Source organism: Neosynechococcus sphagnicola sy1 (assembly GCF_000775285.1).
Taxonomy (GTDB): domain Bacteria; phylum Cyanobacteriota; class Cyanobacteriia; order Neosynechococcales; family Neosynechococcaceae; genus Neosynechococcus; species Neosynechococcus sphagnicola.
This window is the reverse complement of record NZ_JJML01000019.1, coordinates 88,421-111,042: the sequence shown is the minus strand read 5'-3', so window position 1 is coordinate 111,042 and position 22,622 is coordinate 88,421. Positions and strand designations below refer to the sequence as shown.

Annotated in this window: 16 protein-coding genes, 1 tRNA gene and 2 pseudogenes; 5 read left to right on the top strand and 14 right to left on the bottom strand. The window is 53.0% G+C overall.

What is annotated here, in order from left to right:
* Nucleotides 1-8: 8 nt before the first annotated feature.
* The 6 genes from DO97_RS10195 to DO97_RS10170 all read right to left on the bottom strand — a co-directional run bounded on the left by DO97_RS10195 (nucleotide 9) and on the right by DO97_RS10170 (nucleotide 5,485).
* Nucleotides 9-2,309, bottom strand: a complete 2,301-nt coding sequence (locus DO97_RS10195) for a glycoside hydrolase family 57 protein (RefSeq protein ID WP_036533037.1) — start codon at nucleotides 2,307-2,309, stop codon at nucleotides 9-11.
* A gap of 66 nt (nucleotides 2,310-2,375) precedes the next feature.
* Nucleotides 2,376-2,618: a NifU family protein gene (locus DO97_RS10190; RefSeq protein ID WP_036533034.1), complete on the bottom strand. Its 243-nt coding sequence runs from the start codon at nucleotides 2,616-2,618 to the stop codon at nucleotides 2,376-2,378.
* 115 nt (nucleotides 2,619-2,733) lie between these two features.
* Nucleotides 2,734-3,384: a DUF3386 domain-containing protein gene (locus DO97_RS10185; RefSeq protein ID WP_036533088.1), complete on the bottom strand. Its 651-nt coding sequence runs from the start codon at nucleotides 3,382-3,384 to the stop codon at nucleotides 2,734-2,736.
* Between the two features lie 64 nt (nucleotides 3,385-3,448).
* Nucleotides 3,449-4,612 carry a sensor histidine kinase gene (locus DO97_RS10180; RefSeq protein WP_081980709.1) on the bottom strand — a complete coding sequence of 388 codons (1,164 nt, stop codon included), beginning with the start codon at nucleotides 4,610-4,612 and terminating at the stop codon, nucleotides 3,449-3,451.
* A complete protein-coding gene (locus DO97_RS10175) occupies nucleotides 4,609-5,214 on the bottom strand; it encodes a hypothetical protein (RefSeq protein ID WP_036533032.1) in 606 nt (201 codons plus the stop codon). The genes DO97_RS10180 and DO97_RS10175 overlap by 4 nt, the downstream gene beginning before the upstream one ends.
* Nucleotides 5,215-5,254: 40 nt before the next feature.
* Nucleotides 5,255-5,485 carry a hypothetical protein gene (locus DO97_RS10170; RefSeq protein WP_036533029.1) on the bottom strand — a complete coding sequence of 77 codons (231 nt, stop codon included), beginning with the start codon at nucleotides 5,483-5,485 and terminating at the stop codon, nucleotides 5,255-5,257.
* Nucleotides 5,486-5,860: 375 nt separating this feature from the next.
* Here DO97_RS10170 and lepA point away from each other — a divergent pair.
* Nucleotides 5,861-7,673, top strand: a pseudogene (gene lepA / locus DO97_RS10165) (translation elongation factor 4).
* A gap of 46 nt (nucleotides 7,674-7,719) precedes the next feature.
* Nucleotides 7,720-8,310, top strand: a complete 591-nt coding sequence (locus tag DO97_RS20955) for a type IV pilin-like G/H family protein (RefSeq protein ID WP_156120522.1) — start codon at nucleotides 7,720-7,722, stop codon at nucleotides 8,308-8,310.
* A gap of 330 nt (nucleotides 8,311-8,640) precedes the next feature.
* On the opposite strand, the gene DO97_RS10155 is transcribed toward DO97_RS20955, so the two are convergent.
* A tRNA-Val gene (locus tag DO97_RS10155) sits at nucleotides 8,641-8,712 on the bottom strand.
* A 116-nt stretch (nucleotides 8,713-8,828) separates the two neighbouring features.
* Between DO97_RS10155 and DO97_RS10150 the strand changes: the two genes are divergently transcribed.
* Nucleotides 8,829-9,362, top strand: a complete 534-nt coding sequence (locus tag DO97_RS10150) for a metal-binding protein (protein WP_052128602.1) — start codon at nucleotides 8,829-8,831, stop codon at nucleotides 9,360-9,362.
* 23 nt (nucleotides 9,363-9,385) lie between these two features.
* Here the strand turns inward: DO97_RS10150 and DO97_RS10145 are convergent, their stop codons facing one another.
* The 4 genes from DO97_RS10145 to DO97_RS10130 form a co-directional block, all read right to left on the bottom strand.
* A complete protein-coding gene (locus DO97_RS10145) occupies nucleotides 9,386-11,161 on the bottom strand; it encodes a CHAT domain-containing protein (RefSeq protein WP_052128601.1) in 1,776 nt (591 codons plus the stop codon).
* Nucleotides 11,052-14,555, bottom strand: coding sequence for a beta strand repeat-containing protein (locus DO97_RS10140; RefSeq protein WP_204368561.1), 3,504 nt, complete (start codon nucleotides 14,553-14,555; stop codon nucleotides 11,052-11,054). The genes DO97_RS10145 and DO97_RS10140 overlap by 110 nt, the downstream gene beginning before the upstream one ends.
* A 43-nt stretch (nucleotides 14,556-14,598) precedes the next feature.
* A complete protein-coding gene (locus DO97_RS25045; RefSeq protein ID WP_036533025.1) occupies nucleotides 14,599-15,444 on the bottom strand; it encodes a filamentous hemagglutinin N-terminal domain-containing protein in 846 nt (281 codons plus the stop codon).
* Between the two features lie 317 nt (nucleotides 15,445-15,761).
* Nucleotides 15,762-17,219 carry an MFS transporter gene (locus tag DO97_RS10130; protein WP_036533023.1) on the bottom strand — a complete coding sequence of 486 codons (1,458 nt, stop codon included), beginning with the start codon at nucleotides 17,217-17,219 and terminating at the stop codon, nucleotides 15,762-15,764.
* A gap of 17 nt (nucleotides 17,220-17,236) precedes the next feature.
* On the opposite strand from DO97_RS10130, the pseudogene DO97_RS10125 reads away from it, so the two are divergent.
* Together DO97_RS10125 and DO97_RS10120 are read left to right on the top strand one after the other, a co-directional pair.
* Nucleotides 17,237-18,305 (top strand): annotated as a pseudogene (locus DO97_RS10125) (DUF2157 domain-containing protein).
* 2 nt (nucleotides 18,306-18,307) lie between these two features.
* Nucleotides 18,308-18,814, top strand: coding sequence for a phosphoribosyltransferase (locus DO97_RS10120; RefSeq protein ID WP_036533020.1), 507 nt, complete (start codon nucleotides 18,308-18,310; stop codon nucleotides 18,812-18,814).
* A 50-nt stretch (nucleotides 18,815-18,864) separates the two neighbouring features.
* On the opposite strand, the gene DO97_RS10115 is transcribed toward DO97_RS10120, so the two are convergent.
* The 3 genes from DO97_RS10115 to DO97_RS10105 all read right to left on the bottom strand — a co-directional run bounded on the left by DO97_RS10115 (nucleotide 18,865) and on the right by DO97_RS10105 (nucleotide 22,491).
* Complete coding sequence (locus DO97_RS10115; protein ID WP_036533018.1) at nucleotides 18,865-20,760, bottom strand: monovalent cation:proton antiporter-2 (CPA2) family protein; 1,896 nt, start codon at nucleotides 20,758-20,760, stop codon at nucleotides 18,865-18,867.
* Nucleotides 20,753-21,400 carry a glutathione-regulated potassium-efflux system oxidoreductase KefF gene (gene kefF, locus DO97_RS10110; RefSeq protein ID WP_239651621.1) on the bottom strand — a complete coding sequence of 216 codons (648 nt, stop codon included), beginning with the start codon at nucleotides 21,398-21,400 and terminating at the stop codon, nucleotides 20,753-20,755. The genes DO97_RS10115 and kefF overlap by 8 nt, the downstream gene beginning before the upstream one ends.
* Nucleotides 21,401-21,489: 89 nt before the next feature.
* Nucleotides 21,490-22,491, bottom strand: a complete 1,002-nt coding sequence (locus tag DO97_RS10105; protein ID WP_036533014.1) for a sugar transferase — start codon at nucleotides 22,489-22,491, stop codon at nucleotides 21,490-21,492.
* Nucleotides 22,492-22,622 lie beyond the last annotated feature (131 nt).

Below are 22,622 nucleotides of genomic sequence, written 5' to 3'. Positions count from 1 at the left end.
ATAACCACCTAGGGCACATCAATGGGCACTAAGGTGCTGTCTGGGAAGTAATCCTGAAATTCTCCGGCCTCGGATTGCACCAATAATAAGCGCAAGCACCAGTCCGGTTCGGCGCGTAAATCAGCCCAGGGGACGGCAATCTCCAAACAGTGATCTAACCCCACTAAGGCACGGCTGAAGTGGTCATGCCACTGATGGTGTTCCCCAGCCTCCTGAAACCAGACGGTCTGGGTGAGCAGATTGACTCCTAGATGATGGTGGTAGAGGTAATTTAAGGGGGGGGAATTCGGGATATTGTTCAGGGGAATGGGACTATTGTGCATCGGTCGATCCGGATAGAACCACAGGAGATGCAGTTCCGGAGGGAAATCCTTCCCCGCTTCGGTTCCCACCTGAAAATCCAGTCTGAGATAGAAATTTAGGTGATCAACGCCATACCAGAGGCGTTGCATAGGGCTACTGCGGTGCATGGTTCCCCGAGCCCCGCCAATCTCAATCCGTCCGGCTTTGTTCCAGTCCTGATCATTGGGATGACCCTGGATCAGGGGATGGATAAATCCCTGAGGTTTATGATCGGCTCTGGACTCGTGAGCTTCCACTGCATAGCGCAGGTAGTCAGGAATCGGCTCCTGGAGCGACTGATAGAGCACACACAAATGCTCCCGAAACAGCTGATCAAAAATGGCATCCTGGTTAGAGCTATGGCCTTCGCCAAACCACCAAAACCAGTCTGAACCCTCCGCCGCATAGAGCGCTTCCCAGGCAGCAGGGTTGGCTGTCTCGGTTGCTTCGGGATGGTTGGCGAGGGTCTGTCGGGCAGCTGTCAGGTACTCCCAGGCACGGTTTTTAGCCGGATCGCCAATCCAAGTGGTCAGGGAACCGTCTACCCAGGAGCCAGTGTGTAACTGCTGCGCTCGCAAGATCTCGGTGGCGGGGAACTGAGCCAGAAACTCGGAAACCGTCACCAATTGCAGATCACTGGTGTCACTGAGGAAATGATAGAGGGCTTCCAGAAAGGGTTTGCCATCCTGCTGATAAAACTCCCAGCAGTTTTCGCCATCCAGAGCAATGGTCACCAGCCAGGGTTGTTCTAAGCTGGTTCCCCCTCCCAATTGTCGGTGTTTCAGCATCCGGGCGATCGCCTCAAGGTGGCCGACGAGATCGGCTGCCGCTCGTTTGGGTTCCATGGAACCATAGGTAAAGCCAATCAGATCGGAAAGGCGGTGATCCCGAAACACGATCGAGAGATCACCATGCTCGGTTTCGAGGCGATAGGGGCGATACAGTAATTCCGGTTCGCAGACCGTTCCCAGGCCATCGCGGTGAAAGAAGTGATCAACCGTCCAGCCAAGAATTGCTTCATCGGAACAAATCCACTCAAACCCCTGCTGGGTAATATAGGGTAAAACGGCGGGACTGATCGCCTGCTCGGAAGGCCACAACCCTCGGGGGGAACAACCAAAGCGATCTTGATAGAGGTTCCAAGCTTTCTGGAGATGCCGGGGAATATCCTCCGCCCACTGGAAGCGGTGTTGCGGTAGCTCCATGGTGGGAACGGCGACCCGTCCGACATTGGTATCGGCCAGGAGGGGCAAAATCGGATGGGTGTAGGGAGAGGTCATGACTTCCAGTTGTCCCGACGCCTGCATCTCGCGGTGCTCAGGGACAATGCGACTGAGAATCTCCCGCTGTTTCGAGAATAGTCGCTGGCGATCGCCAAGGGTAAAGTTACGCCCTCGTTCTAACCACTGGGCAATCTCCGGGTCATCCCAGTAGAGGGGGTCAAACCAGGCCAGATTATGCCAAGTCAGCAGGTCACCATACTCTTGCGACTCCCAGTTGTCCAGGCACCATGCCATGCCCTTGTCCTGGCGTTGCTGATAGAGTTCGGCATAGCGCGGATGGGGTTCAATCATGGTGTGAACGTGGGCATCAAACCCATGGGCGAGAATAAACTGGTGATGCTCCGGTCGTAATTGCTCAGATGGCAGGAGAGCCACTGCTAGGTAAGGGTCGATCGCGGTGCCAGCGATATAGTCTTCCAGTTGCAGAATCAGCGAAGGAACCAGATTCACCGTCTGGTGCAATTTGGGATAGTTCTTCAATAAGAGAATTAAATCCAGATAGTCCTTGACCCCATGCAGCCGAACCCAGGGCAAGCGATAGGCACATTTCTGGAGAACGGGGGGTGCCGTTGCCCCAGAACCCGCCAATGTTCCATCCCCTCCCCAAGGTGGGAGGCTGACCTGGCTGCGGTAGAGAGGCTGATGTTGATGCCAGACAAAGGCAACATAGAGGGGATGGGACATAGGTCTTAGGGGGGACTGGGCATAAAAAAAGGGCTAGGACATCTCTTCCTGGCCCCAATTTTGGAACTATAAGACTTGTTCGACTTCAGCAATTTCTGGAATAAACTCCCGCAGGCGGCGCTCAATTCCCATCCGTAGGGTCATGGTAGAACTGGGACAGGAACCGCAGGCACCCTGGAGGCGCAACTTGACCACGGGGCCTTCGATCTCAACCAGCTCAACATTGCCGCCATCCGCCATCAGGTAGGGACGCAAGTCGTCTAGAACCGTTTCAACATTGTCAGGAGTCAGGGCGAGGGTCTGAGACATAATTCACCGTTACAAAGATGCGTAAAAAGGACTGCATGGCTCTATTCTATCGATCTCAGTTGCCCTTCTCCGGGCTGTGAGCAAGCAACCGTCCCGAGGGGGACTGGTCGCAGGACTAAACGGCAACGGGTTCCAGGATCTGCACCTTGGAGAAGGCAAACTCCGTGGTGATTGACTGACCGTCCTGCTGAGATTGAATCACGCGTCGGGTGAGGATGTGGTAGTTGCCCACTGGCTGATACTGGTCTTCAAATTGGCTCGCACCTTTGAGGACTCCGGTTTTGCCATCGTGGTATACCGAGTCATAGCGATGGGAGAGGTAACCAGTCCCCGTCTGCTGGCTGCTAAAGGTGTTGATGGTCACCACGACCCCGTGAATCTGGCGATGCACCATGCAGACTTCGTTGTTGCGAACTTTGTAGCGATCGCCCATGGCCTTGCCAGAAACTAAAATTTCTACGGCTCCGGTTTCATCCGTTGCCCCATACTCAAAGCTATTTTTGCCGTGGGTGTCTTCAAAGCTGCGCCGCACGCGGTGAATCACAATTTCCCGCAGCTGTCCTTGAATCTCTGCCTGGGTGGTTTCATCCGCCACCCCCATCACCTCCACACTCAAGTCTGGGTGAATTCGCACCGTGCCGGAAGCAACTGCTTCTCCCCGCTTCCATTGAACCTCGGCGGTATAACCAGGGAAGTTACGATCCCAGGTGTAGCGATTTTCGTAGGCCCGTCGAAACAAATCACGGGCAGTTAAGGGCGTTGTCATCCGAGCGGCTCCTAGCGTCATGCTGGGTTTATTCCTCTTAGTTTAGTGCCCAACCGCAGGGGTGCTAGCGGCTGATACGGGTTTCTCGGCTGGCATTGTCGCGATCGCCGATTTGAGACGAGATCATCACAGGTTCTTGATATAAGGGAACAGTAAAGGTAACGGTAGCCCCCAAGCCTTCCCCCATACTGTAGAAATTCACCACACCGCCCATGGCTTCCACCAAGCGCTGGGAAATTGCCAGTCCTAGGCCCGTGCCTCCGTACTGACGGGTGCGAGAACCATCCACCTGACTGAAGGATTGGAACAATTTGTCCTGCTTTTCCAGGGAAACGCCGATGCCCGTATCCGCAACCCGGATCTTCACCATCCCTGGGAACTCTTGATTGTTAACCACAACTTTCTTTTTCAGCACCTCCGCCGCAATGGTGACACCTCCCTCATGGGTAAATTTAATCGCATTGCCCACCAGATTTAACATCACCTGTAACAGCCGTTGGTAATTGCCCAACACCACAATGTCGTCCTGTGTCGGGGGAGGCAAAATTTTAAATTCGAGATCTTTTTGAACAGCACTGGGTTGGGTAAAGTCGGCTACATCCTTGAGCAATTCCCCTAGGTTGACAGGAGCCACATCAATTTGCAGCTTCCCGGCTTCAATTTTGGCGATGTCTAAGACATCGTTAATGATATTTAGCAAATGCAGGGCTGAGCGATAGGCTTCGTTGATGAACTCCGCTTGTTCTTCCGGGTCTTCCGCCATGCCATCCAGGATCAACTTCAAAAATCCCAACATCCCATTCAGGGGGGTGCGCAGTTCGTGGGAGGTATTGGCGAGAAACTCACTTTTGAGGCGCGAGGCAACTTCAGCCTGCTCCCGAGCATCGTCGAGCTCGATGTGTTTTTGCAGCAGGTGATCGTTGACCTGTCGCAATTCCTGGGCCATGGCGCGGGCGTCAGCAAATAAAGTGGCGTGGGCGATCGCCGTTCCCACCTGATCCGCCAGTTCCCGGACGAGGGCAATGCTGGCAGCGTTCCAACCGGGTGAGGGAGCCGCCTGATAGAGCAACAGCAGGCCATTGGGGTGTTCCTGGTAGGCAGTGGTGAGCAGCAACAAGGATTCTTCTGGGCTTTGTCCAGGGCTGACATCGGGTTGCAGACAGGCACGGGGGTTGATCCAGCGAGAAGAGATTCTCGGTCTGTAACATCTGATGGAGGGTGGCATCATCGGCGATCGCCAGGTGACGATGCAGCATCGGGGGAGAAGGCAGGTTGGCAATACTCAGCCATAACGGTGACGCTCTCGCTGCCTCGCTCGTAGGAGCAGATGAGACAGCGACTCACCCCCAGGGCCTTGCCCAATCCTTCGACGGCTTGCTGGCGAATCGTATCGAGATCGAGGGTACGGCGAATATTCCAGGCAATCTGGGTCAGGAGCTTTTGATAATAGTCGGCACTGGGAATGGGTGTGGTGCTGGGAAGGGGGACGTTTGGGGAAGCGTGATCGAGAGCCTTGACCTGCAAACATCCCATGACCAAAACCTGCGGGGTAGCTGCCTCGGACAAGGGAATCGGGCTAATCCACAGATCAAATAACCACCCATGACCTTGTCGATCCCAAAACTCACAGGGGAACTGAGCTGGAATCTGAGTTTCTAGGACTTGGTGCACTCGACTTAAATAGGGAACGATGGCCACGGGGCCAAAGTTGGCACCCACCGGGGTGCCAACCAACTGGTCTGGATGCAGTCCGTAGGAGTCTGCTTCCCGCCAATAGAAGCTGCGGAACTCATCCAGGGCATCCTGGATGTAAACCAGGTCAGCAGTCATATCCGAAAGCATCCCACGTAGGGTTTAACAAAGGGAAGGGTCAATCATTCCACTCTCCCCGAGGCGGCACTGGAGGGTTGCGTTGCAAATTACGGGTCAATTCATCATCCCGCTGCCCCGAACCTTTTAACCACTGCCGCACCGCCACCTCAACGACCTTACTGGGATCATTGGTCAGGTGGCTGATCTGAGTCAGTAGTTCGGCATCAATCTGGATCGAAACTTCGACCTTATTGCTAGCACGGGCGGAATCTATAACTTGATCATTCATAACCGCAAGCCTTATTAACGTTACATGCAGAGTTGTGACTTGGCCTGACGCCATCCGCGATCTCAAAAGCGCTGGTTGTCGTGAGGCTCATTATCACTGGTCAGTTCGCACCCAGCGAGAAGTCCCGATGAGATCAGGGCCACTGTATTGATATTAATTAAAAATCTTCTACACCCATCTGCGTTGAGGGAAGTTCTGGCAAAATGGCTGAGCAGGAAATTCGACAATAACCTAGTCTACCCCCGATGGGCTGGAGAAAATCCACCGTCCTAAGAAAGCATTACAATTCATAAAGTAGCTTACTAATAACCCCAGTACATTAACGGGGTCTGATGAGTTGGTCGGTTGCCCCTCCCGTGGTTCAGAGTGAAGTCTATGACGGATGTGCCTGTTTCTCGAATTCGGAATTTTTGTATTATTGCTCACATTGACCATGGTAAGTCTACCCTGGCAGACCGTCTGCTCCAGGTGACGGGTACCGTCAATGCCCGGGAAATGAAAGAACAGTTCCTGGACAACATGGATCTGGAGCGGGAGCGGGGGATCACCATTAAGCTACAGGCAGCCCGGATGGACTATATTGCTCAGGACGGTCAGCACTATGTCTTGAACTTGATTGATACACCGGGGCATGTGGATTTTTCCTATGAAGTGTCGCGATCGCTGGCAGCCTGTGAAGGGGCACTCTTGGTCGTGGATGCCTCCCAGGGGGTGGAGGCGCAAACCTTGGCCAATGTCTATCTGGCCTTGGAGCATAATTTGGAAGTGATTCCAGTACTGAATAAAATTGATCTGCCTGGGGCTGAACCAGAGCGGGTGAAGTCGGAAATTGAGGAAATCATTGGGCTGGATTGTAGTGGGGCGATCCTGGCCTCAGCCAAGGAGGGCATAGGCATTCCCCAGATCCTAGAATCCATTGTGCATCTGGTGCCACCCCCCCGAGATACTGTACTGGAACCCGTGCGAGCGTTGATTTTTGACAGCTACTACGACAGTTACCGCGGGGTCATCGTCTACTTTCGGGTCATGGATGGCACCCTGAAAACAGGCGATCGCATTCGGTTAATGGCCTCGGGCAAGGAATACGAAATTGATGAACTGGGGGTGTTATCCCCCACCCAAATTCCGGTGCCGGAACTCCACGCGGGAGAAGTGGGCTATTTCGCTGCGGCCATTCGAGCCGTCGGCGATGCTCGGGTGGGAGATACCATTACCCTGGCCCAGCAGCCGGCGACTTCGCCCCTTCCCGGTTACACCGAAGTCAGCCCGATGGTGTTTTGTGGGTTATTTCCCACGGATGCAGATCAATTCCCCGATCTGCGGGAAGCCCTGGAAAAACTCAAGCTCAACGATGCCGCCCTCTACTATGAACCGGAGACTTCTAGCGCCATGGGGTTTGGCTTTCGTTGTGGCTTTCTGGGGTTACTGCATATGGAAATTGTCCAGGAACGGTTGGAGCGGGAGTACAACTTAGATCTGATTACCACTGCGCCCTCAGTGGTCTACCAGGTGACCCTTAATGATGGCGAAGTGATTACCATTGACAACCCCAGTACCCTGCCCAATCCTGACAAGCGACAGGCGATCGCAGAACCCTATGTAAAGGTGGAGATGATCACCCCGGAAGAATATGTGGGGGCGCTGATGGAACTGAGCCAGACCCGCCGGGGGATGTTCAAGGATATGAAATATCTCACCCAGGGGCGCACAACCTTGATCTACGAGATACCCCCTGGCTGAAGTGGTCACCGACTTCTTTGATCAGATGAAATCCCGGACACGGGGCTACGCCAGTATGGAGTACCACCTGATCGGATACCAGGAAAACCCCTTAGTACGGATGGATATTCTGATTAACAATGACCCGGTGGATGCCCTGGCCATGATTGTCCACCGGGATAAGGCCTACCACGTGGGGCGATCGCTGGTGGAAAAACTCAAGGAACTGATCCCTCGTCACCAATTCAAGATTCCCATCCAAGCCTCCATCGGCAGTCGAGTGATTGCCAGTGAACATATCCCCGCTCTGCGCAAGGATGTCCTCGCCAAGTGCTACGGTGGCGACATTTCCCGCAAGAAGAAACTGTTGCAAAAGCAAGCGAAGGGGAAAAAGCGATTGAAGTCCATTGGCACCGTTGATGTGCCCCAGGAAGCCTTCATGGCCGTGCTCCGTCTAGATCCCCAGTAATTGGGATACTATAGCGTTGGCAAACCAGTCACGTGAAGGAGGCGGTGTGAGGGAGACAGCAGGTATCAGACCCCAAAGCAAATCATGGCGATGGGGCACTGCCCTAGCGGCGGCCATGGTTACCTTGGGAGTCACCCCATGGGTTCAGGCTCAAGATTCCCGCATCTCGGCGCTTCAAGCTCAGGCTCAATCGGCGGTAACGGCTATGACCGAAGCGCAGCAAACCTTCTATCTCAGAAATCGTTACTTCGCCAACTACTTTGGCCCCCTCCAGTCCCTTAAACGCTTTCCGACGCCGCCGGAATATACCTATGCAATTCGCACCACCACCCGGGGTGCTTACCACTATGCAATCCCCCAGAGCCGCACTCTCAAAGCTTTTGTTAGCGCGGTGTTTCTGACCGGAAAGCAGACAAACCAGGGTCGTCCTGAGATGGTGACTATCATCTGTAAAGCTAGAGTCGCTGGAGCGATTCGTCCCGCCGACCCCAACTATAAGCCAGAGGACTCCAACTATCAGCGGCCCAGTAGTGTCGGCTGCGGCAATGGCACCCTGGATGTGAATGCCCCCCTGGAACCTCCCGCTCCCTCCTTCCCAGCTCCGACGGACGGCACCACGCCCCTACCGCCGCCTTAGCGAATCGTCCAGTTGTATTATTAACAACGCTACCTGAGATGGTTATGAATGACCAGGGCTTGTTAGCGGAGTTTTAGGAAAACCCACATCCTGATGCTGAGTGTTTCAATCTCTGGAGATACTGATCTTGAAACTTGGAACCCAGGGGAACTAGTAGCGTCATTGTTGCTACTACTTTTGGCCTCAGATGTGTGTTTTTAGAGAGTGCTTAGAAACCGCTGCGATCTCGCCCCCAGGACACAACCATCCCAGTTCGTTAACGCCACCACAGCCAGGAAGAACCCATAGGGTATGAACCTATGACCTTTGGGCAATGGCGCTGGAATTGAATGGGCAGTACAGGATTTGAACCTGTGGCATCCTGCTTGTAAGGCAGGCGCTCTACCGCTGAGCTAACCGCCCGTAGAGAGTCATGCGTTACTTATACTAGCAGACTTAGGCAGTGTTATCCATGAATTGCCGATGCAAAAGCACCATCACTGACGCTGTGAACGCTCAGCCCCATTGACGAGGAAGCCATGCCCGCGGGTCGCACCCATGACCGAATTACCCTCTGGAGTCTGCCCCTAGTGGCAGGACTGAGTCTTACCCTGACCGGAAAGAGCGATCTCACCCTCTTGGTCTCCGGCAGTTATTTATTTTCAGGGTTAATGTTTGGGCCGGATCTAGATATTCTCTCCCGTCAATATCAACGCTGGGGTTGGCTGCGTTGGATTTGGATCCCCTATCGCAAGCTGTTGCGACACCGCTCCTGGTTTTCCCATGGCCCGATTATTGGGACGACGCTGCGGATCTGTTACATTGCCTGCTGGATGGCAGGTCTGGCTTTCGTTGTCCTGGGTTTGGCGATCGCAATCAGTGCCACATTGACGACAGGACAGGGCTTTAACTTCAAGCCCATTCAGGATCTGACCACTCAGGGTCAGAATTACCTCCATCAGCACCAAATGGAGGTAATTGCCCTGTTTATCGGACTGGAATTGGGTGCCATGAGTCACGCGGTCAGCGATTGGCTAGGTTCTACCTGGAAACGCTTAAAGTTCAAGCCATAAAGAAAATCCTGATGTCACTGCTGCTACCAGGGATTCCCCACAACGGTGAAGGCAGCCCAGTAGTACGGATGGGATAACTCTTTGTCTGGTAGGTCTGCGGTGCTCGATGTCGGCAGTAATAAGGAAGTGACAAAACCTAAACCCTGTAACTGACTTCGCTCAATCGATACCCGCCCTTCCGCCATGGTTGCCTGGGCCTGCCGAAGTGCTTCTGCCTTAATGGAGGAGGTTCGCAGCGAACTATAAAACTTCGTCATCAGTGCTGCGGTGGCCGCATCTCCCACATACCAAAGACTGGCCACCGCAGTTCTCACCCCGGACTGCACCGCCATGCCGGCAAACCCTAGTTCTGCTTGCTCATCTCCCACGGCTGTGCGACAAGCACTCAAGGTTAGCAAATCTACAGGGGGAGAACTTAAACCCAATTGGCGGATTTGATCCATCTGTAGTCGTTGGTTCCAAAATTGAATGTAGGAATTGCCGATCGCCCCCCCCTGAAAATCACCATGGGTTGCCAGGTGGATAATGCTATAGGGTTGGCGGCTGCGAGCGGTCTTGAGATTTTCCAGGGTTGCTGTATCGTTGAGAAATATCTGCCCCGGCCAGAGACGCCCGACAATGGTCTTTAACTCAATGGGAACCGCCGGCAGGGGGGATTGTCCCTGGGTACTCTCAGAAATGCCCATGCCCAATACCTGAGCTTGTTTGAGGTTGATGCGGCGAGTATCCGTCAAACTTAAACTCGGCATTAACCCGATACTATACTGCTCAATCAAAAACTTCTGACTATTGTGGAGAGCTGCGAGGGGCATGGTACGCAACCCTGCATCCAGTAGGAAGGAGAGGTTGGTGACCTTCTGCGCCTGTAAGTCTGTTGCCAGCGGCTCCATGATCCACTGATACAACTGCTGGGACGCGGGCAAGTAACTGTTCGTTCGAGTTTTGCGCGGGTCAGAGACTTCTCGACGGAAGGTCTGGGCAAGGGCTAAGACTTGGGCACGAGTTGCTTGGGGAATCCGTTTGCGAATCGGTGCCCCCTTCCCTGTGATCAGCAGCAATTCCAGTTGGTCATCATCTTGATGGGGTTTATTGCCCGGTAAGGCTTTGTTTTTGGCTTGTTGCTTCGCTTGCAATGAAACTGGCACAAAGTCAACGTAGATTAAAGCGGGCTTAATTCCTGTTTCCTTCTCGACATCTTGGAGTAGGGCTTGGGCATCTTGGAGGGTACGGATCGGTGACTCGACGGGAAGATTGAGATAGGACTCGTAATCTCCCGTAAAGCTTTGGTCAAGGGTGGTGACGGTTGTGTCCAGGGGGGCGATCGGCACCGTAATCACGGTGGGGACAGGAGGTACTTGGGGAGAACTTTGTAAGTCTTGGGCGATCTGTCCCTGATCCACCTCCGAAATCGTCAACACATCAGGCTCTGAAGACTGTGAGCTGGGGATGGGGGTTGGCGTGGCGGTGGGGGTGGTGGTCGGTGTCGGCGTCGGCGTCGGCGTCGGTGTCGGAGTTACAGTGGGTTGGGACGCTTCGTAAAGGAAACCATCACCCCTGAAGGTCGCATCGGTAGGGTAGGGCGAGGAAAACTGCTCTGAACCTGAGAGACCGTTTAATTGATTGTTGGCAGGATCAACGGAGTAGACTAGAAAACGCCCATTGGGAGCTGACAATGCCGATGAGCCAACATTATTTAAGAAGGCATTGGCCGCTACGAGAACCAAGGGTGTCCCCGTTCCCGTAGTGACAATTGGGGCATCCAGGGTGAGATTGCCCGTGAGGGTACGAATAAAAACCACTGGTACTGGTGATTCCAGTGGGGTTAACACTGCCAATTGTCAGCCCATCTGCATCGATATAGCTAATGGCTCCGGTTGTGTCGGCGGCCAGGGTAGTGACATTGTTGGCTGTGTTCTCCAGGGTATAGGAGCCGCTTCCCAATAACCCCAAACCCGCAGCGGCGATCGCCTGGGTTTGGGTCACTGCACCTCCAGCGTCTAAAACCAGATTCCCAGTGGTTGTCACCCCATTGGTTGTATTGACCGTGCCGATGTTAAATCCATTTTGATCCGTAAAGTGGATCAGATTATTCGTGTTAGCAGCCAGGGTGCTGACATCGTTGGCGCTATTCCACAAGTCATAGGAGCCATTGCCCAATAACACCAGCCCCGCGGCTGTAATGGCTCCGCCACTGCTTTCACTAGTAGCCGCGTCTTGGGTGGTTGCAGTTCCCACTTGGAGGGTCAAGTTGCCACTCCCTAAACTGATCGGGGCATTAATCGTCAGTGTGGTTCCCACCTGAAGGCTGACATCGCTATTACTGGTGGTCATCCCCGATGCACTCAAAACGCTGCCGATGGTGAGGTCATCGACATCGCTGAAGCTGACCCCACCGATAGTATTACTGGCCAAGATGTCAATGTCATTGGCCCCATTAGTTAAGGTAAAGCTACCGCTTCCCAAAAGTTCTAAATCCGGGGTAATCACCGCTTGGGTTTGGCTGACTGCGCTTGTGGAGGTCAATTGGGTGGTTCCGGAAACCCTTAACCCATTGGTACTATTGACGGTGCCAATGGTGAAACTAGCAATATTATTGAAGTTCAGTGCTGCGATATCCCCTGCTAACGTGTTGATAATGTTGGTACCCGTGAGATTGTAAGTAGCCCCACTCCCCAATAGTTCCAGGCCATTGGCAACAATGGACAGGGTTTGACTGACTCCGCTGCCCACATTGAGAGTCAGGTTGCCATTACCCAAATTGATCGGGGCATCAATCGCGAGGTTTGTACCAACCTGAAGATTGACACTATCATTGCTGGTGGTGATCCCTGTGGTGGAGCCAACGGTTCCAATGGTGAGATCATCCAGATCTCGAAAGCTGACGGCGTTGGTGTTGGCGACCAGGGTATTTACATCATTTGTACTGCTGGTTAAGCTATAGGACCCAGTGCCGATCAGCTCCAATCCATTAACATTCGCGATCGCCCCAGCGGATTGGGTCACTGTTCCACCCGATTTGAGGGTGAGATTGTTCCCGCCGAGATCGAGGGTACCCGTGAAGGTCATGGTCCCACCGCTTGGGGTTTGGAGCTTTAAATTATCTTGCAACGTTGCAGTACCGATGTTCATCGCCCCGGAGCTGTCACTGCGACCAATGGTGATGCTTGTAAAGCCATCAACTAAGTTAGCCAGTTCGGTGGTATTAAGATTCAGCGTTCCGGATGAGCCGCTGCCAACGCCAATACTGGTGCTTTGACTCAAGGGTTGAATCAGCAGTGTTCCTGACCCTTGAACGGTCACATTATCGAGGGTCAGGCGATCCGCCGTCAGACTAATATTCCCCGTGGCACTCCCGCCCCCGATGAGATTGCCACTGCCTGTAGAAAAAATACCATCACTGATTCCAGCCCCAGTCCCTTGCAAATCAATGTCGCCTGAGCCAATGGCACTGATGGTGACACCACTATCAATTCGAATTCCTTGGCTACTGCCACTGCCATTGGCAACCCCTTGAATACTCAGGCTGCCATTTGTCACCTGGATGCTGGTAGTTGGTCCCTGCAATAAGACACCGTGATTGGCAGTGCCACCACTGCCCCCGGTGCCATCCAAAAGGGTACTGCCACTACCGGAGGCAAAAACGCTAGCTCCCCCTAGGATCGCGACACCAATATTCGTAGTACTGTTGCCTTGCCCTATCCCCAGCAGCTGCATGGTGCCAGAACCGGAAGAGGAGACCGATGTCCCTGCCCCAAAAAGCAGTATGCCAACATTACTGCTGGTGCCATTTCCCCCTGTACCGTTGAGGGTAAGATTACCAGTCCCTGATTCGCTAATATCAGCGCCATTTTGCAACAAAATCCCATAGTTATTAGTGCCAGTGCCATTACCAATACCTGTGATGGTGATATCACCACTATTGGCACTGATCGAAGTAGTTGAACCATCTAGAAACACTCCATAGTTATCATTAATGCCATTACCACCCGTCCCGTTGAGGGTAATCACACCATCCCCAGATGCAATAATTTGAGCGCTATTTTGCAACAAAATCCCATAATTTTGATCGCCGGAACCATCGCCTCCAATCCCTGTAAGATTAATCGTTCCACTGCCGGTGGTGATTAAGGCACTGTTATCTAGCTTAATGCCGATGTTCCCGTTCCCCGAGCCACTGGTGAAGCCATTGCCTGTCAGGAAAATGTGACCGCTCCCAGTATTGAGGGTGCTATTGGTGATAGTGATGCCATTACTAAAATTGCTGTCCCCAGTGCCGAAACCAACAAAGTCCGCACCTCCGGTCAGAATAAAGGCATGGGTAATGCTCAAGGCACCACCACTGCTGCTATCGGCATCGGCTAGAAGCTGGACACTACCCCCGTTGGTATTAATGGAAATCCCGCTACTGCTGCCATTGAGTTTAATACTATCGTTGGCATTAAAAGCTAAGTTCAGGGCAGCGATGCTACTGGTGATTGAGACTCCATCTTGCACCTCAATTTCCCCAGCAGCATTCAAGGTCAGGGTGCGATCCGAGGCTCCTGTGAAGTTAATAGAATCGAGGACATCAATCTTATTCGCACTCACCGTCACATCGTTGACCACTAAGGCATTCTCTAGAGTCGTAACGTTGAGGTTGGAAGGAGAACTACTGGGAGTAAAGAGTGGCCCCGTGGTGAGTCCAGTGACATTTTGATCGCCCGACACACTAATGGTGAGGTCAAAGGGATCAAGCAACCACGTCCCAACCTGACCCAGGCGTGCAGAGGTGTCAACCGTTGCACCAATCACCTCTAAAAACTGTTTACCGGAGGTTTCAACAAAGCCCCCATTCCCACTCTCTGCCCCCCCTTGCGCTGTGATTGTGCCATAGAATCGGGTGGCTTGATCGGCCCAAACAATGACTTTACCCCCATTCCCCCCTGAGAGGGCATCGGCTCGCAGAGTTGAGTCAGGACTGACAAAGGTAAAGGCGGCATTAGGAATCGTGCCTTGACCGAGGTAATCTCCACCTACTAAAACTGTCCCCCCCCCATTGCCACCGGAAGCATTAACGGTGGCACCAACCAGCCCCACCTGTTGACCCAACAGCGCCACCCGTCCACCCTGCTGACCACTGACATCCACCTGCCCAGCAACGAGGGTTGTCCCAGTCTGGGTGGGCACGGTTACCCCTGAACCCGTTAACTGCACACTGCCATCCCCACTCACCGCTAAGCCACTGGCATTGCTGAGATTACCCCCCGGTCAATAACTGGGGCAAGGAGGCAATGGGTAACTGCCAATTCTGGGGTTGGGTACTGCTACTCGCGAGGGGCTGAATCTCTAAACTCAAGAGACTTCCCGGTTGACTCAGCCGCAGCACCTGTTCTCCAGGCACTGCAACCACGGTGATCTGCCCCCCTGGTGCAGTAAGGCTGCCGGTGTTGATGACACTGCCGGCGATCAGATTTAGACTCTGATCCACTCCGACCGCTAAATGACCGACGTTGATAATGCTGCCGGGGTTGGTGGCGCTAAACGCAAAGCTGGTGGGAGCCCCATTGAGCAGGCTGTAGGGGTTATTGCCCGTGGCACTAAACCAGTTGTTACCACCAAAACCAATGCCGTTGGCAGTGGTGGCGGTGAAGGCAGCGGGAACATTGAGGGCGGCGTTGGAGCCAAAGATGATCCCGGAGGGGTTGAGCAGGTAGAGGTTGGCGTTGCTGCCCGTGACTTGGATCAGGCCGTTAATGATCGAAGGATTGCCCCCATTGACACGGCCAAGAATGTTTTGGATGGCAGGGGTGGAGAGGAAGTTGGCGATTTCGTTGGGGTTGAGGTTGAAGTCTCTGAAGCTTTGGAATAGGTTGTGACCATCCCCGGAGAGACTACCACCGCTGATGTTGTAGCGATTCCCCTCCACGGTGACCACGGTGCCTGTGCTGTCGCCATTACTGCGGATGGATTGGGCAAGACCCGGAGAAGTCAGCAGGCAGGCCAGCAGTGGCAGGGCAGCGGCAAGTCGGGGCAACGGTTGCCAGACCGCCCATTGCTGCTTGGCTCGATTGTAGCTGGTGATCACCATTGAGATCGTCGCCATCCAGACCCTCCAGAATGCAAGTATTGAGAAACCATCTAGACGCAGGCAGTAGGAACCACGTCATTAGTTTTTAGTTGGGCATCGGTCTTGTCCTGCGCTCACCAAGATCCGAACAGATAAGCGGCATACTAGCTTGTTCAAGAGGGCAATTTGACGAATGCCTTAAGCCACAGAGGATAGATACAACACAACGAGCAAATCTCTCGGAACGTTGTCTGAAATAATACCAAAATATGATGAAAGTGAGCATTGAAGAGCATCCTGGAACACTTGCTGTGTCAGTATTTCAGTTGATGAAATCCAGTGATCAATATCCCTTATTTTTGGCTGATGTCCGGATCGGCAGCGAAGGTGCTAGATCGCCGTTCTTGCAGCTTCAGCAAAATCTCGGCATGAACCTCACGGGTGATCGGGTAGAAATAGGTTAAAATCAGCCCGGCAATCAGAACCAGGGTGGGAATGGGGCCGATCGCCACGCGAATGGCTAGTAGGGCTGAGTCCGGTTGAATCGGTGGCGACTGCCCCGGTGTCGTTTCCAAAAATCCAGCCCATTGCAGAGCCAAGCCAATCACAAATAGGCCCAGGGCCAGTCCGACCTTTTGTAGCAGCACCATAAAGGCATAGAAGATTCCTTCCCGTCGCTGCCCCGTTTGTAATTCATCGAGTTCAATCACATCCGGTAGCATCGACCAGGGAACCAAATAGGCGGTCGAAACCCCCACGCCTGCCATAACTGCCAGCACATACATCAAAACAACTTGTCCGGGTTGGAGGAAAAATAAGCCAGCCTGAGCCATAATCCACAAGCTCATGCCCATAAAATAGACCGCTTTTTTACCCGCTCGTTTGCTGACAGCGCTCCAGAAAAATAACATCACCAATGCAGTTCCTTGAACGGCCAGGGCTACCAGGGTAAAGTTCGATTCTGGTAGCCGCATCCAATCGACGACAAAGTAGGGAATGATGGCGGCGGTGGCCTGAACTGCTAACCAGGAACAGAGATAAATGCCAATGACATAGAGAAAGGGGCGGTTGCTAAAGGCAATCCGCAGTTGGGCTGCAAAGGGGAGGGACTCCTCAGATCTTGCTTCCACATCCAGGAAATGTTGCCCCGTCATTGTCTGCTTCCAGGTACCCCCAACACACCAGTAAAGAGGCAGAATCGATAGCACTGCACAGACTCCCCCCAACACCAGATATTGAGCTTGGGGATTGTTCTTGATCACCGAGAAGATCACCAGCGCCAACACCAGACTAAAAATACTGCCGCCAATGGAAAAGGCAAAGCGAAAACTATTTAAGCTGGTGCGCTCGTTATAGTCCTGGGTAAGTTCCGGGGTCAGGGCAGTGTAGGGCAAATTAACGATGGTATAAAAGCTGTTGAAAATGATGGCGATCACCACGTAGTACCAAAACAGCCCCTGCTGATCGAAGGGCGGGACGACCCACTGCAAAAAGAAAAAGATCCCAAAAGGAATAGCACCAAAGATCATCCAGGGATATCGTCGTCCCCACCGACTACGGGTGCGATCGCTGAGAATGCCAATAATTGGATCATTCATCGCATCCCAAATCTTACTGATCATCAAAATACTGCCAGCGATGCCAGGGCTTAAACCAGCGACGTTGGTAAAGAAGATCAGGAGGAAAAAGGCCAAGATATTAGCAGTAATTGCTGGCCCCAAATCCCCTGCTCCGTAGGCCAACTTGGTACTGAAACTCAGCTTTTGAGGGATGGGACTTGTGGAGGCACTGACTGGGGGATCTGGATGCATAGGAGGGAACTGAGGCCATGAATATTGAAAAAGCGGACTTAGAACGGGCCGCGATCGCTGGATTGATCTCAGCAGCACAGGCTGAGTTGCTCTGGCAAGCCCTGGCAGATCGGAACAACAATGAGACTGGGGCTGACGGATCGGTTCGCCCCCGCTTTGATCTCGCCCATGTAGCCTACTACTTTGGAGCCTTGATTGTCATCTCAGCCATGGGCTGGTTCCTGAGCCTTAGCTGGGAAAGTTTTGGCGGCGGCGGCATTTTTTTCATCTCCTTGGTCTACGCTGGTTTGTTTATTGCTGCTGGTTACAACCTCTGGCATCGTCAGAACTTAAAAGTGCCTGGTGGGTTACTGGTGACGATGGCTGTCAGTATGGCTCCCTTGGCAATCTATGGCTTGCTGCGACTCACGGGTCTCTGGCACCAGGGAGATCCAGGGGTGTATCAAGGGTTCCACGTCTCGGTTCAGGGGAGTCGGTTCTTACTTGAGTTGGGCACTATTCTCTCCAGCTTGGTGGCGCTACGTTTTTTTGCCTTTCCCTTTCTCACGGCTCCGATCGCCTTTTGTCTCTGGTACATGTCCATGGATCTCACCCCTCGGTTGTTGGGCAAGCTGGAGTATACCTGGGATGACCGACTGTGGGTTTCTTTCTGGTTTGGCTTGGGGATGTTGATTCTTGCCTACGGGGTGGATTTACGTTGCCGCCGTCGCACCGCCGATTATGCTTTCTGGTTGTATTTATTTGGAATGCTGAGCTTCTGGGGCGGGATGAGCCTGATGAACACCAATAGCGAGGGGGAACGTTTTATCTACTGCGTTATCAATCTGGGGTTAATGGTGCTGTCTGTGCTCTTGAAGCGGCGTTTGCTAATTGTTTTTGGCGGTTTTTGGCGTTTTGGGTTATTTCGGCCATTTAGCCTACGTGGTGTTTGCCAACTCAGTACTGTTTCCCTTTGCTATGGTAATTTTGGGGGTTACAATTATCGTCCTGGGGGTTCAGTATCAGCGCTACAGTCCAGTCATTGAGGCATTTCTGATCCGCTCAGTGCCGGATTCCTGGCGACGACTTTTACCCACCGAACGCTAACAATGCCTGATCTATTTGTCTCCTGGCCTGAATATCACCAGAAAATTGAGCAACTGGCGGTTTGTATCTATGAATCCCATTGGCCGTTGAATCAAATTGTCTGTCTGGCGCGGGGTGGCCTCCGGATTGGGGATGTGTTGTCCCGACTGTTTGATCTACCCCTGGCGGTGTTAGCAACGGCTTCCTATGGCGGGGAGGCAGGGCAACTGCGCGGTTCTCTGAAGATTGCAGAGCATCTGACCATGACCACGGGGACGCTGGGTAGCCATGTGCTCTTAGTCGATGATCTCGTCGATTCCGGCACGACCTTCCAGGAAGTGGTGGGTTGGTTAACTCACCATCATGGTGCTGACTTGCAAGCCCTCCGAACAGCGGTGTTGTGGTACAAGGCTGGGTCTAGCTTTCAACCCGATTATTATGTGGACTACTTACCCGACAATCCCTGGATTCATCAACCCTTTGAGCGTTATGAACACACTAGTCCTGCTGAACTAAAAGTGAATCCATAACCCCTGCGCCACCCCATGGCCGCTAAAAAGCTAGAGATTACCCCTGCAGCTCAAGCATCTTTACGCAGAGCTGAGGTGTCCCAAGCACGATCGACATCGGGGGTGAGATCGAAATCGTCTGACTGCAATAACTGCTCAAGTTCTGCGGTCAGTTGCCGCGATCGCGCCACATACTGCTTTTCATCACCCTCTAAGTGAGCCATCTCCCGCAGGGCTTGCTCATCGTGCCAGCGAAAGATGCGAGCCACCCGATGCGCTTTGTAAGAGCGGACACCTAATAACTTCAGCACCTCCACGCCCATCTCCAACGCAGAGCCAAAGGTTTCTCGTTGTACCACCTCCACTCCCCGTCGAATCAGTTCATAGGCATGGCGACGGTCAATGGCGCGGGCCAAAATTTTTAGGTGGGGGAAATGCTGACGCACTAGGTCAACCGTTGCCAAAGCTTTGTCTCGTTCATCAATGGCGACCACCAGCAGTTTGGCTTGCTCGGCTCCGGCAGCGTGGAGGAGATCCAGCCGGGAGGCATCCCCATAGAAGGCTTTAAACCCAAACCGCCGCAGGAGGTCAAGCTGACCGGGATTATGCTCCAAGATCGTGGCCTTGCAACCGTTGGCAATTAACAACCGCCCCACAATCTGCCCAAAACGGCCAAACCCGGCAATGATGATCGGGTTTTCATTATCGTCAATGGTGTCAGCTTCTCGTTCGGGTTCGGTGTGGACAAAGTACGGCTGCACCAGTTTCTCATGGACAATCATGATCAGCGGTGACAGCATCATGGAGAGCGCCACCACAGCCACTAAGGGACCCGCGATCGCGGCAGTGAGGACTTGATTTTGCAGCGAAAAGGAAACCAGTACAAAGGCAAATTCTCCCCCTTGGGCGAGGGCAAAGGCAAATAACAAGCTCTGGCTTAACTCCAACCGGAAAAATCGCCCCAACCCCAAGAGAACCGCAAACTTGACGACGGCTAAACCCATCACCAATCCTAGAATTAACAGGGGCTGCTCTAGGAGCAAGTTAAAGTTGATGCTAGCCCCCACCGAGATGAAAAACAGCCCCAACAGCAGACCTTTGAAGGGAGCAATATCGGTCTCTAATTCATGGCGATACTCGTTATCCGCCAGCACCACCCCGGCCACAAACGTGCCCAAGGCTGGGGAAAGCCCCACCTGTTGCATCGCCAAGGCAATTCCAATCACTAAGAGCAAGGCTGTAGCGGTAAAAATCTCCTGCAAGCGAGTTGCGGCAATGAAGCGAAAAATCGGTCGCATCAGAAATCGACCCGCCACAATAATGCCCCCGACGGTGACCATCACCAATAACGCTTGTTGCCAACCAGTCAGGGCAGCACTGGGGGTCGTGGTTTGCGCTGCTGCCACCCACATCAGGTTGGGGGGCTGGAGACTGGCGATTCCGCCTTTGACAGCTAGTAAGGGCAACAGCGCCAAAATTGGGATCACGGCAATGTCTTGAAACAGCAGTACAGAGAAACAAGACTGTCCGGCTTCGGTTTTCATCAGCCCTTTCTCGTTCAGCGTTTGCAGCACAATTGCGGTGGAAGACATCGCCAAGATCAGCCCCACGGCGATCGCCATTTGCCAGGGGCATCCCAAAACGATCCCAAGGGCAGTAACGGCTAGGGCTGTGATCACCACTTGGAGGCCACCCAGGCCAAGGATAGGAACTCGCAAGCGCCACAGCAGGGAAGGTTGCAGTTCCAACCCCACGAGAAATAGCATCATCACCACGCCAAATTCAGCGAAGTGCATGACATCTTCCCCTTCGTGGCCGACAAATCGGAGTCCGAAGGGGCCAATGAGCACGCCAGCTAACAAATAACCGAGCACAGAACCCAACCCTAGGCGTTTGGCGATGGGCACGGATACTACCGCTGCTACCAGATAAATAAATGCTTGAAAGAAAAGCCCTTCATTATGCATGACGGGTCACCTCTAGGGCCTGGATTTCCTGTTCGAGGTGTGGGTTCAGGTGCTGAAATTGCCGGAGTCGCTCCCAGGCAACGGTGTTATCCCGCAGGGCGATGATGGCCCTCCGGTAGTCCTCTGTATGTTTGGCAATCTGGTGTTGCTCCCCCAGTTGATGGGTACCATGGATGACAAAAGGCGGGAGATACTCCATGCCACAGAGCCTCGCTGTTTGCTCAAAGGGGACGAGTAATTCCCGAATCGTGAAGTGGTTATATCCCTTACAGCAATATGCCTCTTCTCCACCCCCGGTGGTGATGGCAGAGAGGAACTTCTTCCCCTGGAGAGCAGTGCCACCATGGCCATAGGCAAAGCCATACTCCAGGACTAAATCTTGCCATTCTTTTAACAAAGATGGACTGCTGTACCAGTAGAAGGGATGCTGGAAGACAATGATTTCGTGGCCCAGAAGCAGATCTTGCTCCCGCTTCACATCAATGTGAAAGTCAGGATAGGTTTCATAGAGGTCATGGATGGTGACGGCCTCTAATCCCTGAACAGCATGAATCAAATGGCGATTTACCCGTGACTTCTCCAGTGCCGGGTGAGCAAACAAAATCAAAACTTGGTTGGAGCAGCCCATAATTCTTGCCATGGAAGCATCTAGTGATTCATCTTGGCACAGAACTCCATTCCTGGGTTTATGGGTTGCGGGGGATTTGAGGATGACAGGTACCCGGAAATCTAGAAAGCTCCACTATCTTTACTCAGTAAAACTCCCACCGTTTTTAAGAGTAACTTCAGGTCGTAGAAGAAGCTCCAGTTTTCTTGATATTTCAAATCTAAGCGAATCACATCCTCAAATTTCTCAATCTTAGAGCGGCCATTCACCTGCCACTCTCCAGTGATCCCAGGTCTGACATCCAAGCGTTGCCATTGAGGAACATCGTAGCGTTCGAGTTCATCGGGGGTGGGGGGGCGGGTTCCCACCAGACTCATATCTCCGATCAAGACATTCCAAAATTGGGGAAATTCATCCAGGCTGGTTTTACGCAGCAAGCGCCCCACACGGGTGACCCGGGGATCATTGCGATTTTTGAAAAAGTATCCCTGGGCCTGATTCTCAACCTGGGATTTCAGCGCTTCGGCATTGACCACCATGGAGCGGAACTTCCAGAGACGAAACCGCTGCCCCAAAAGTCCACAACGAATTTGACTGAAGAAAATCGGGCCGGGATTATCGATCCAGATCGCAAGGGCCAGGGGCAGGAAGATCACGGCTGTAATGGATAAGCCGACGATCGCCCCCAGAATATCTACCAGCCGTTTAGGACGGGAGCGTACCGAGGGATGGGTAATGAAGGGCTGCGATCGCAGGGGTCGATTCAGGGTAGGTGCGATCGCAGCAGTGCCTGGATCAACGTTGAGGATGGTGTCCAGGGCTGCCAGGGATAGCACAAACTTGACTTGATCGGAGACACTCCACAGCACCAGTTCAATTCCCTGTTGTTGGGTGTGCCGAAACACATTCATCAGTGCCCCCAGCCCACTACTGTCGAGAAAAATAGTGCGGCTAAAATCTAACACCAGCCGCACCGGATGACTTTGGCACTGCTGTTGACAGATTGCCTGAAACTGAGCCGCTTCTAATTTACTCAAATGACTAGGAACTTGCAGAAGTGCTACCTGGTTGAGAACCGTTACCCCTATTGTTTGAGGTATTTCAGGCAAAGATTGGTCAATCATGGCAGACCTGCTGGCTGAGTATGTGCAAAAGCAACGACCACGAACCCATTGTCTGTTGAACCCTAAGTAACTCCAATTTCACTCCTCACCAAGAGCTTAAAAGGGTTCAACCGCTATAGATTGGCCAATAT

Excerpts from the sequence above, each read along its gene's own strand:
- DO97_RS10180 (WP_081980709.1), bottom strand. The coding sequence starts at position 4,612 with ATGATGCCACCCTCCATCAGATGTTACAGACCGAGAATCTCTTCTCGC.
- DO97_RS10190 (WP_036533034.1), bottom strand. The coding sequence starts at position 2,618 with ATGTCTCAGACCCTCGCCCTGACTCCTGACAATGTTGAAACGGTTCTA.
- DO97_RS10120 (WP_036533020.1), top strand. The coding sequence starts at position 18,308 with ATGCCTGATCTATTTGTCTCCTGGCCTGAATATCACCAGAAAATTGAG.
- DO97_RS10115 (WP_036533018.1), bottom strand. The coding sequence starts at position 20,760 with ATGCATAATGAAGGGCTTTTCTTTCAAGCATTTATTTATCTGGTAGCA.
- DO97_RS10170 (WP_036533029.1), bottom strand. The coding sequence starts at position 5,485 with ATGAATGATCAAGTTATAGATTCCGCCCGTGCTAGCAATAAGGTCGAA.
- DO97_RS10195 (WP_036533037.1), bottom strand. The coding sequence starts at position 2,309 with ATGTCCCATCCCCTCTATGTTGCCTTTGTCTGGCATCAACATCAGCCT.
- DO97_RS25045 (WP_036533025.1), bottom strand. The coding sequence starts at position 15,444 with ATGGCGACGATCTCAATGGTGATCACCAGCTACAATCGAGCCAAGCAG.
- DO97_RS10185 (WP_036533088.1), bottom strand. The coding sequence starts at position 3,384 with ATGACAACGCCCTTAACTGCCCGTGATTTGTTTCGACGGGCCTACGAA.
- kefF (WP_239651621.1), bottom strand. The coding sequence starts at position 21,400 with ATGGCAAGAATTATGGGCTGCTCCAACCAAGTTTTGATTTTGTTTGCT.
- DO97_RS10130 (WP_036533023.1), bottom strand. The coding sequence starts at position 17,219 with ATGCATCCAGATCCCCCAGTCAGTGCCTCCACAAGTCCCATCCCTCAA.
- DO97_RS10150 (WP_052128602.1), top strand. The coding sequence starts at position 8,829 with ATGCCCGCGGGTCGCACCCATGACCGAATTACCCTCTGGAGTCTGCCC.
- DO97_RS10175 (WP_036533032.1), bottom strand. The coding sequence starts at position 5,214 with ATGACTGCTGACCTGGTTTACATCCAGGATGCCCTGGATGAGTTCCGC.
- DO97_RS10105 (WP_036533014.1), bottom strand. The coding sequence starts at position 22,491 with ATGATTGACCAATCTTTGCCTGAAATACCTCAAACAATAGGGGTAACG.